The organism is Enterobacteriaceae endosymbiont of Macroplea appendiculata (assembly GCF_012571605.1).
Classification (GTDB): Bacteria; Pseudomonadota; Gammaproteobacteria; order Enterobacterales; family Enterobacteriaceae.
Window position 1 is genome coordinate 27,846 of the sequence record NZ_CP046220.1, and the last position, 12,007, is coordinate 39,852.

The following is a 12,007-nucleotide window of genomic DNA, read 5'->3' on the forward strand; positions in this document are numbered from 1 at the left end:
ATAAAATATTTTAATGACATATTAATAATATTGCATTGATATTTTTCAAGGAGAAAAACAAAGATGCTAATTCTTACTCGTAGAGTGGGAGAAACTCTTATGATTGGTGATAATGTTATAGTCACCGTATTAGGTATTAAAGGAAATCAGGTGCGTATTGGTGTAAATGCTCCTAAAGAAATTGCCGTACATCGTGAAGAAATTTATCAACGTATAAAAGCAGAAAAAAACCAACAAACAGTTTGAATAAATATATTTAACATTTATTTAGTTTATATATATATTTATTATACACTTTATTATATTTTATGCTATCATACAAAATGAAATTACGGTATTATATAAGGTGAGATGGCCGAGTGGTTGAAGGCGCACCCCTGCTAAGGGTGTATATAATTATGTTATGTCGAGGGTTCGAATCTCTCTCTCACCGTAGATCATTTTCATGCACCTGTAACTCAGTGGATAGAGTATTCGGCTACGAACCGAACGGACGGAGGTTCGAATCCTCCCAGGTGTATTTTTATATAAAAAAATTTTAAAAGATCAACTATTACAACGTAAAATTTCATTTATTTGAATTTTACTTAAAGTTTTTGCATTAACTTTTTTCACAATAATTACACAATATAAATTATATCGCCCATCTTGTGATGGTAAAGTTCCTGGTACAACTACTGAATATTTTGGTACTCTACCATAATATATTAGACCATTAGTTCTATCATATATTTTTGTACTTTGTCCTATAAATACACCCATAGAAATAACAGATCCTTTTTCAATAATAACACCTTCAACAATTTCAGATCTAGCTCCAATAAAACAATTATCCTCTATAATAGTAGGAGTATTTTGTATCGGTTCTAATACCCCTCCAATACCAACACCGCCAGAAATATGTACATTTTTACCTATCTGAGCACATGATCCAATAGTAGACCAAGTATCAATCATAGTTCCTTGTGTTATATATGCTCCTATATTAATAAATGAAGGCATAACAATACTATTATTACCAAGATATGCACCATATCTTATGGTTGCAGGAGGTACTATTCTACATCCTATTTTTTGAAAATCATCATATGTAAATTTATTAAATTTTAAAGGTATTTTATCATAGTAATTACTATGATCATGTTGCATTAAAAAATTTTTTTGTATTTTAAAATATAACAGGATAGCTTGTTTAATCCATTTATGTGTTACCCATTTATTTTGTTTTTTTTCTGCAACTCTTAATTCTCCATTATTTAACATTTTAATAATCTGATAAACATATGTAATAATTTCTTCATTATGTGTGATAGATGTATCATTTAAACTATGTGTTTTAAAATATTTATCTATGAGAATCTTAATTTTTTCCATATAATATTTCTTTTAAAATTTATAATATTTTGTAATATAACATAAATATATTTTTTAAAGAAAAAGATAATATATTTTTTATCTATGTTTTATTTTAAATATGATTACTATATCTTTACTATAGAAAATAATAATATTTTTTTATTTCATTATATTCAAATAAATAATATCTATTTTTTGTCTTAACAAATTAATATATTTTATATTCTCTGTTTTTTTTAAAAAATTACATATATGACTTATAGTTTTAAGACCAAGGCCATTAATTTTTAATAAATTATCTTTATCAGCTTTTAAAAAATTTTCTAAAGTAATAAAATAGTCTGCAATATTTTTTGAAGTAACAATACCCATATTTTTAATACCTAAAGCAAATAAAAAATTATGTAAATAAACTTTATGTTTTGCATATAAAGATAATAATATTTTTTGTGTAGTAATTTTTCCTAAGTTTAGTAAGCTTAATTGTTTTTCATTTAGTGTAAACAAATCCATAACGTTTGATATTATATTTTTTTCTACTAAATGAGAAATTAATTTTTGACCTACATATTTAATATTTATAGCATTTCTAGATATAAAATGTTTTAAATATTCTTGAAATTGAGCTTTACAAGAAAAACTAGCTGAACAATATAATAAATTATTATTGTTAATAATTTTAGCATTACAACTAGGACAAAATTGTGGAATGACAACTTCATTGGTATGTTGTTTTGTTCTTTTACTTTTTACCACATGTATAATTTTAGGTATAACATTACCACAACGTTGGATAGTAATGATGTCACCTATTTTTAAATCTAATCTATAAATTTCATTAATATTATATAATGTAGCATAAGAAATTTCCACTCCTGAAATTTTAATACTTTTAAAATATGCTATGGGTGTAATAATACCAGTACGTCCTGTTTGAAAAAAAATTTGTTTTAATATTGTGTTTTTTTCTTGTGAATGAAATTTATATGCTATGGCCCATTTAGGTGCTCGTGAATTATAACCAATTTTTTTTTGTAAAGAAAGATCATTAATTTTAATTACAATACCATCAATATCATATGATAATTTATGTCTATTTATTTTAAAAAAATCATAAAATTGGATAATTTCTTGTAATTTTGTACAAGAGATAATATTGCGAGAGATAGGTAGACCGTATGTTTTACATTGTCTAAGTAATTTTGTGTGATAACAAGCTATATTCTTATTAGTAAAACCGATACCATAACAAAAAAAATTTAATAAATTAGAATAATCATTCATATTATGCATACGTAAAAGTCCAACAACAGCACTTCTAGTATTACAAAAATTTTTTTTTTGCATCAAAAAATTTTGATTAATATAATAAAAATTTTTTTTAGTCATGAAAATTTCTCCACGTACTTCTAATGTTTGTGGAATATTATTACCTTTTAATTTTTTCGGTATATCATTAATCAAAGAAATATTATGAGTAATGTCTTCACCTATATAACCATTACCTCTTGTTAAGCCATGTATTAAATATCCATTAATATATAAAAGATTAATAGCTACACCATCAAATTTTAATTCACAACAAAAAAAATTTTTATAGTTGATATATTTTTTATATAAACAAATAAATTGTTTATATAAAAATTTACTGTTAAAAGTATTTTGTAAAGATAACATTGGTGTTTTATGCGTAATTTGTTTATAATTTTTTAATAGTGAATCATTAATATTTTGTGTAGGAGATTTTTGTTTTTTTTCTAATGGTATATAACGTTCTAGCTTTTCTAATTTTAAAAGTAATAAATCATATTGTTGATCAGTAATTGCTGGTTTATTTAAAATATAATATTTATAATTATAAATATTTATTTTTTCACGTAATTTATGTATAAGTTTATTGATTTTAATCATTAAAATTATATTTAATATTGATTATAATAATAATTTTATATTTTCCATATTGTTTTGTCATGTAAATCTTCTAAAAAAATATTATTTTTTTTTAAAAAATTACGTATATTATCAGCTTCTTTCCATAATTTTTTTTTTCTTGCAATACAACGTTTTTGTATTAGTTGTTCTATTTCTAATTTATGTAAAATTTTTGTTGTATGATTTTTAAAATAATATTTTGGATTATAAAATAATATACCTAAAATATTACCTAATTTTTTTAAAAGTAACATTAAATGTTGTTGTAAAATAAAATTTTTTTTATGATAAGCAATATTTATATCATGTGATATTTTAAATAAAATACTGTATGCTTTTGGTGTATTAAAATCATCATTCATTGCATCATAGAATTGTTTTTCTAAATTCTTAAATGGAATATTTTGAATATTTATTTCTTTTATTTCATTTATATTATAAATGGCTCTATATAATTTTTTCATAACAATACAAGCGTTTTGTAGCTTTTCTTCATGAAAAATTATTGGTCTGCGATAATGTGTAATAGTAAAAAAATAACGAATAACTTCATTATTATATTTTAATAATATATCCTTAAGTTTAATATCATTTTGTAATGTTTTTGACATTTTTTTATTATTGATAATAATCATTCCAGTATGAATCCAAAAATTAACATTAAAGAATGGATGTATACATTGCGATTGTGCTATTTCATTTTCATGATGGGGAAAAATTAAATCATTACCACCACCATGTATATCAAAATTATGTCCAAGATATTTATAACTTATTGCACTACATTCTATATGCCAACCTGGTCTACCATATCCCCATGGTGATGACCATCCTATTTGTTCTTTTAAACATTTTTTCCATAGAACAAAATCTTGACCACGTTTTTTAAAAGATATATCTACAAAATTTATATTTAAAAAATTTTTATGTGTGTTTTGTCGTGATAATTGTCCATAATGTTGATAACTAGCAATATTAAACACAACATCACCATTATTAGCTAGATATGCATGTTGTTTTTTTAACAAAATTTGTATAAATTGAATAATTTCATTAATATGTTTTGTTACTTTGGGTTCGATAGTAGGATGTATAATATTTAATTTATTAAAATCCATATACATGAGACTAATAATATTAGATACAATTTTTTGCATATATTGCATATTATTATTTTTAACTAATTTTATTATTTTATCATCTATATCTGTAATATTACGTACATATGTAATTGTATACCCTAAAAACTGAAAATATCTTATCATAATATCAAAAATTATAAATGTTCTTCCATGACCAATATGACATGTATCATAAGGAGTAATGCCACACACATACATTTTAATATGTTTAGGTGTTATTGTGCGAAATGTTTCTTTTTTTTTACTTAAAGTGTTAAAAATTTTTAACATAAATTATATCCATAAAAAGTAATTTTTTTATTTAAAAAAATATACTTTAACAATTATTACATATAACGTATTATAATATTATGAATCGATACTATTATAATAGTCTATATAATTGTCAAATCTAGCAATTTTATTATTAAATGTTAATTTTATATTACCAATAGGACCATTACGTTGTTTCCCAATAATAATTTCCGCAATTCCTTGTAATGAACTATGTTCATTATAAAGTTCATCTCTATATATAAAAATTATTAAATCTGCATCTTGTTCTATAGAACCAGATTCTCGTAAATCAGAATTCATAGGACGTTTATCAGCTCTTTGTTCTAAAGATCGATTCAATTGTGATAACGCAATAACTGGCACATGTAGTTCTTTTGCTAATGCTTTTAAAGAACGAGAAATTTCTGTAATTTCTAATGTACGATTAAAAGAAAGAGATGGCACTCTAATTAATTGTAAGTAATCTATCATAATTAAACTTAAACCATTATGTTCTCTAAACATTCTTCTTGATCTTAAACGTATTTCAGTAGGTGTTAATTCAGAAGAATCATCAATATATATATTTTTTTTTTTGAGTAAATTATTCATAGTATTAGAAATTTTCTGCCAATCATGATCATTTAATTGTCCTGTTCTAATTTTACTTTGATATACTCTTGATAATGAAGATAGCATGCGTATCATAATTTGTTCACAAGGCATTTCTAAACTAAATATTAATACAGGTTTATCTTGTAACATGGCAGTATATTCACAAATATTCATAGCTAAAGTAGTTTTACCCATAGCTGGTCGTGCTGCAATAATAATTAAATCCGATTTTTGTAATCCTGCAGTTTTTTTATTTAATTCATGATATCCTGTATCTAACCCAGTAACACCATTTTTAGGCATTTTGTAAAATGTTTCTATTTTAGAAATTGTCACTTCTAAAATTTTATCTATGTTTTTAGGTTTAGTATCTTTATTTAAACGTTTTTCTGCAATACGAAAAATATGTGATTCTGCTAAATTTAATAATTCTTCACTTTTCCTACCATTAGGGAAATAACCTGCTTCAGCAATAATATTTGCTGCTCCAATCATTTCTCTTAAAATTGCTCTTTCACGCACGATATCTATATATGCATAAATGTTAGAAATACTAGGAATATTTTTTGATAATTCAACTAAATAAGCAAAACCTCCTACTTTTAGTAATTTATGTTTACTATCTAATGATTCAGATAATGTAATTAGATCAATAGGTTTATTAAGTTCAATAAGAATTTTCATTTCATGAAAAATTATTTTATGTGATAAGATAAAAAAATCTTCTGTAATAATTTTATCAATAACTTGTTCCCATCGATTATTATCTAGCATTAATGATCCTAATATAGATTGTTCAGCTTCTAAAGAATAAGGAGGAATTTTAATATTTTCAACTTGTGCATCTTTTTTTATTATTGATCTTTGAGTAATATTATTAGTCATAAATTATAAAAATATTTGTTAAAATTTTGAGTTAGAAACAATTTATCAAGTTATATATTATTATATTATTATATTATTTATTTGATATAAGATAATGCTTTATTTAAAACTTGTATATTATTACATGTTAGATAATTATTTTTATTAGTTAAGTATTGTTTAAAAATTTTTGAACCCTCCATACCATGGAAAAAATTTAATATCGGTGTAATAATAGAATAAAATGCTATACCATTATTTAACATTTTTTCTATATAAGGAAACATTGATTTAATAACACTAACAGGATTTTTTATTGGCTTATGTATGGAAAATAATTCTTGATCAACATCCATTAAGATTCTAGGATTATATAAAATACTACGACCTAACATAACGCCATCAACATATTTTAAATGTTTTTTTGCTTCTAACAAATTTTTAACACCACCATTCAGTGTAATATGGATAGATGGGAAATTTTTTTTTATTTTATAAATTATAGGATAATCTAATAATGGCATTGTTAAATTTTTTTTTGTGGTTATATTATTATACAATAATGCTTTTCTAGCATGTAAAATAAATCTTTTACAACCATTATTAGATAATTGATATATTAGTTCACACAAAAAATCATAACTATTTACGTCATTAATACCTATTCTTGTTTTAATCGTTACAGGAATATTAATTCTATCTGACATCGCTTTAATACAATCAGTAACAATATGTAACTGATTCATCAAACAAGCACCAAAATTATTTCTTTGTGATTGTATTGAAGGACAACCAACATTAAAATTAATTTCTTTATATCCTATTTTTTCTGCTTTTATAGCACATAAAGCAAGTATTTTAAAATCATTTCCAGCTAATTGTAATACTAAATTATTATCATGATAATTTGTAAATAAAATATTTTGATTATGTATTATAGCATGACAATGAATCATTTCTGTATATAGTAATGCTTTTTGTGTTAATAATCTATAAAAATATCTACAATATTTATTGGTTCTATGTAACATGGGTGCAATTTCAAAACGAAAATATTTCATATGATATTAAGATGAATAAATTTATATTATTTTAATGTATGTATGGATTATAGTTATTTTTATATTGTAAAATAATAGGTGAACCAATATAACCTAATTTATCATGTAATATATTAATTAAATAACGTTTATAATTATTGTTTAATTTAGTTACTTGACTGCCATGTAACATTATTACTAATGGATTATATTGTACAATATGAATAAATTTTATTTTAATACGTCTACCTTTATATATATTTGGAGAAACATTATTTGTTGCATCATATAAAATATGCATGAGTTTAGAAGTTTTAATTTTTTCATGAGTAATATTATATACTTGATATATTAACTTAAAAATATTCATGCAACCTCTACCAGTTTTGGCTGATATACATATAACTGGTAAATATTTATATATCTTATAAAGATTTTTTTTAAAATTATGAAATACATTTGATGTAATTAAATCATATTTATTAATTATAATAATAATAGATTTACCTTGATTAACAATATATTGTATTAATGCTATATCTTTTTTATATAACGTTTTTTTATCACCATCAATAATAAATAAAATTATATTAGCTTGTTTAATTGTCGTAATAGTTTTCATATAAGAATATGTATTAATATTTAAATGATAATTATTTTTATATATTCCAGGTGTATCAATTAATATTATATTTTTATAATGATTATAATAATTTTCCATAGGAACTATTATACAATTTCTCGTAGTTCCTGCAGTACTATGAATAATAACACGATTTTTTTTAATAATACGATTAATTAGTGTAGATTTACCTACATTAGGCATACCTACAACAGCAATTTTAATGTATTTTTGATTAGAAAGAATATTATTTTTAGTAATATTATTAAATGTGATTTTATTTTGTTGTTTATGTATTTGTTTTAAAAAAATATACAGTATTTTATATAGTTTTTTAATATCATGATTTTTAAATAAATTAATACGATAAAGATCACATCCTAAAGATAATAGTTCTTTTGTATCTATTTTATTATTACTATTAACTAATAATAGTATATGTTTATTATGTATTCGAATATCTTGTAAAATTTGGTAATCTAGAGTATTTAATATATTATCTCTAATTAATAATATAACTAAATTTGCTTCTTTAATTGCTTGTATAGTTTGTATTTTAATTTGTTGATTATATTTATTTAAAAATATACTATCATTTACATAATAATTACCTGTATCAATACAAACATATGTATATTTATTAATGTAACCATATCCATATTGTCTATCTCTTGTAAAACCAGGAACACTATTTACTATAGCCTCATTTGTTTTTGTTAAAATATTATATAAAAAAGATTTTCCTGTATTATTTGCACCTACAATAGTTATTATTGGATAATGATATGTCATCATATATATCTCTTAAAAAAAATATGTTTTAAACATAGACTATATTATATATAGTATTCCATGAGTTTAATAAACCATATACATATAACATATGTAGTTTAATAATTATTAATGTTGTATATATACTATATATAAGATATTTCTATCCTTGGAAGATCAAGATATTAAATTTTTTATAAAATTATTTTTGTTGCATTATTTTAGATAATATAGTTATTAATTGTGTTTCAGAAACACATATTTGCTTATGAGATATTAAATCTTTTATAGTAATAGTATTATTTGATATTTCATTATCACCAATAATTAATATACAATGAGCTTTTTGTTTTATAGCTTTTTTAATTTGTTTTTTAATGTTTACAAAAAAGTAACTTACTAAAATTCTTATTTGAGGGAAAACTTTTATAATTTTTTCTCGTATTTCTAATATTTTATGTAAAATATGATTATTGTTCATAGGTATTAAATAAAGATCAATATGGCATGCATCAAATCTATTAAAAATTTTTAAATTTTTTAATAATAATAAAACTCTTTCAATACCAATAGCACATCCAACACCATTATTTTGTCTTTTATGACTCATATGTTGTATTAATTGGTTATATCTCCCGCCACCACAAATAGTATATTTTAAAATGTCTGGAGTGTTTATTGTTGTCCATTCAAATACAATATCATTATAATAATCTAAACCTCTCACTAAATTATCATTAATATGAAATTTAATCCCAATATGATTTAATATATCACATAATATATTAAAATTATCAATACTATATGCATCTAAATAATTTTTTAATTTTGGTGCTTGTTTTAATAATTGTTGTGTTGCTATATTTTTACTATCTAAAATCCTTAAAGGATTAGAATTTATTTTTTTAATACTATTTGTATCTAATAATTTTATATTTTTTAAAAAAAATTTTTTTAAGTGTTGTATATAGATTTTTCGAATAGCAATAGAACCAATAGTATTAATTTCTAAATTTACGTATTTGATAATATTTAAATTTTTCCATATATGAAATGTTATAATTATAATTTCAGCATCAATATATGGTTCTGTTAAACCAATAGCTTCAATACCTATTTGATGAAATTGTCTATATCTTCCTTTTTGTGGTCTTTCATAACGAAACATAGGACCAATATACCATAAACGATGTGATTTATATAATAAATTATGTTCTAATATAGCTCGTATAAAACCAGTAGTACCCTCTGGACGTAAGGTTAACATATCACCATTTTTATCATATAAATTATACATTTCTTTTGTAACAATATCTGTATCTTCTCCAATTGTTTGATGATACAATAAATTTTTTTCAACAATAGGTATTTTAATTTCTTGGTAGCCATAATTATTTAATATTTTTTTTGTTATATTTTCTATATATTCCCATAATATAGTCTCTGGAAACATGTAATCATGCATACCATGTACTGCACTAATATATTTCAACATTAGATTTTCTCTAAAAATTATAAATATAACAAATTATATCTTATTGAACTATTTATAAAAGATATTTATAATAAAAATTATACTTTAAAATAATAAGTAATTAAATATATTTATATAAAAATATTAATTGTAAATTATAGGTTGTATTATATATATATGATACTAAAAATATATTTTTTATAAAAAATATTAACAACATAAAATGTATGATGATATTTATTGGATGACGCATGCACTAAAATTAGCCCAACAAGCACAAAATAATGGTGAAGTTCCTGTAGGTGCTATTGTTATAAATAACAATAAAATTATTTCTCAAGGTAAAAATAGTTCTATTATAAAACATGATCCTACAGCACATGCTGAAATAATCGCATTAAGAAATGCTGGGACATATTTACAAAATTATAGATTATTAAATACTACTATGTATGTAACATTAGAACCTTGTATGATGTGTGCTGGTGCTATTATAATTAGCAGGATAAAACGTCTTGTTTTTAGTATATATAACACAAAGACACATAATTGTATTCCATTAGTTAATTTATTAAGTGCATATAAAATTAAAATACATACTGGTGTTTTAGTTAAAGAATGTACTAATATTATTCAAAATTTTTTCTTTAATAAGAGAACTAAAAAATGATTTGATGAGGATATATATTGTATATGTTAAAAAATGATCACACTGATAAAAAATTATGGCATATTATTAATAAAGAAAATATACGTCAAAGAAATAATATTATATTAATTGCATCTGAAAACTATGTTTCACAAGAAATTATGGATATACAAGGCACACAATTAACAAATAAATATGCTGAAGGATATGTTAATGCAAGATATTATGGTGGTTGTAAATATATTGATCAAATTGAACAATTAGCTATTCAACGCGCAAAAAAATTATTTAAAGCTGATTATGTTAATGTACAACCTCATTCTGGTTCGCAAGCTAATTTTGCAGTATATAATGCTTTACTAACTCCAGGAGATACTATTATGGGGTTATCATGTTCACATGGAGGACATTTAACTCATGGTGCTAAAGTAAATTTTTCTGGACAAATTTATAATAGTATTTTTTATCATACTGATCATACAGGTCATATTGATTATAAAAATATATTACAATTAGCTTTAAAATACAAACCTAAAATAATTATTGGTGGATTTACATCATATTCCGGATTATGTTATTGGAATAAAATACGAAAAATTGCTGATATTATACAAGCTTATTTTTTAGTAGATATATCGCATATTGCTGGATTAGTTGTAACGGGATTATATCCTAATCCATTGCCTCATGCACATGTTGTAACTAGTACTACACATAAAACTTTAGCAGGACCTAGAGGTGGATTAATATTATCTACAATACAGAATCAATATTTGTTTCATAAATTAGATAAAGGTGTATTTCCTGGTAGTCAAGGTGGTCCATTAATGCATGTCATAGCTGCTAAAGCTTGTGCCTTTAGAGAAGCATTACAACCATCATTTATCTTATATCAAAAACAAATATTAAAAAATGCAAAAATTATGGTTAGAATTTTTAAAAAGAGAAAATTTAATATTATTCATAATATCACTTATAATCATCTATTTGTAATCGATCTTACTAATAAAAATATTACAGGAGTAGAAGCTGAAAAACTTTTAGAAAGTTATAATATTATTGTTAATAAAAATTTAATTCCTGATGATACTTATACAGCTATGATTACTTCAGGTATCAGAATAGGGACACCTGCTATTACAAAAAGAGGTTTTAAAACAAAAGAAATCATATTGCTTACTCATTGGATTGCTGATATTATTGATAACAAAACAGTATATTTGATTAATATCAAAAACAACATTATAGATTTATGTCAAAAATATCCTATTTACTAATGTAAAATAA

10 protein-coding genes and 2 tRNA genes are annotated in these 12,007 nt (G+C 22.4%); 5 read left to right on the forward strand and 7 right to left on the reverse strand.

What is annotated here, in order from left to right; all coding sequences use genetic code 11:
- Window positions 1-63 precede the first annotated feature (63 nt).
- From csrA to GJT86_RS00165, 3 genes are all read left to right on the forward strand, one after another.
- Window positions 64-246 carry a carbon storage regulator CsrA gene (csrA, locus tag GJT86_RS00155; protein WP_168920290.1) on the forward strand — a complete coding sequence of 61 codons (183 nt, stop codon included), beginning with the start codon at window positions 64-66 and terminating at the stop codon, window positions 244-246.
- 99 nt (window positions 247-345) lie between these two features.
- Window positions 346-433 (forward strand) — tRNA-Ser (locus GJT86_RS00160).
- 14 nt (window positions 434-447) lie between these two features.
- Window positions 448-520 (forward strand) — tRNA-Arg (locus GJT86_RS00165).
- 26 nt (window positions 521-546) lie between these two features.
- On the opposite strand, the gene dapD is transcribed toward GJT86_RS00165, so the two are convergent.
- The 7 genes from dapD to hisS form a co-directional block, all read right to left on the reverse strand.
- The gene (gene dapD / locus GJT86_RS00170; RefSeq protein ID WP_168920291.1) at window positions 547-1,374 is read right to left on the reverse strand and encodes a 2,3,4,5-tetrahydropyridine-2,6-dicarboxylate N-succinyltransferase; all 828 of its coding nucleotides are present in this window, start codon (window positions 1,372-1,374) and stop codon (window positions 547-549) included.
- A 141-nt stretch (window positions 1,375-1,515) separates the two neighbouring features.
- Complete coding sequence (gene ligA, locus GJT86_RS00175) at window positions 1,516-3,267, reverse strand: NAD-dependent DNA ligase LigA (protein ID WP_168920292.1); 1,752 nt, start codon at window positions 3,265-3,267, stop codon at window positions 1,516-1,518.
- 35 nt (window positions 3,268-3,302) lie between these two features.
- Window positions 3,303-4,700 carry a cysteine--tRNA ligase gene (gene cysS, locus GJT86_RS00180; protein ID WP_168920293.1) on the reverse strand — a complete coding sequence of 466 codons (1,398 nt, stop codon included), beginning with the start codon at window positions 4,698-4,700 and terminating at the stop codon, window positions 3,303-3,305.
- A gap of 78 nt (window positions 4,701-4,778) precedes the next feature.
- Window positions 4,779-6,185, reverse strand: a complete 1,407-nt coding sequence (gene dnaB, locus GJT86_RS00185) for a replicative DNA helicase (protein ID WP_168920294.1) — start codon at window positions 6,183-6,185, stop codon at window positions 4,779-4,781.
- Between the two features lie 77 nt (window positions 6,186-6,262).
- Complete coding sequence (gene dusA / locus GJT86_RS00190) at window positions 6,263-7,225, reverse strand: tRNA dihydrouridine(20/20a) synthase DusA (RefSeq protein ID WP_168920295.1); 963 nt, start codon at window positions 7,223-7,225, stop codon at window positions 6,263-6,265.
- 31 nt (window positions 7,226-7,256) lie between these two features.
- A complete protein-coding gene (gene der, locus GJT86_RS00195; RefSeq protein WP_168920296.1) occupies window positions 7,257-8,621 on the reverse strand; it encodes a ribosome biogenesis GTPase Der in 1,365 nt (454 codons plus the stop codon).
- 178 nt (window positions 8,622-8,799) lie between these two features.
- Window positions 8,800-10,092 (reverse strand): histidine--tRNA ligase, encoded by a 1,293-nt coding sequence (gene hisS, locus GJT86_RS00200; RefSeq protein ID WP_168920297.1) that lies wholly within the window; start codon window positions 10,090-10,092, stop codon window positions 8,800-8,802.
- Window positions 10,093-10,294: 202 nt separating this feature from the next.
- Between hisS and tadA the strand changes: the two genes are divergently transcribed.
- Window positions 10,295-10,741, forward strand: a complete 447-nt coding sequence (tadA, locus tag GJT86_RS00205; RefSeq protein ID WP_168920298.1) for a tRNA adenosine(34) deaminase TadA — start codon at window positions 10,295-10,297, stop codon at window positions 10,739-10,741.
- Between the two features lie 23 nt (window positions 10,742-10,764).
- Entirely contained in the window at window positions 10,765-11,997 is a 1,233-nt protein-coding gene (locus tag GJT86_RS00210; RefSeq protein ID WP_168920299.1) for a serine hydroxymethyltransferase, read from the forward strand.
- The last annotated feature ends 10 nt before the right edge of the window (window positions 11,998-12,007 follow it).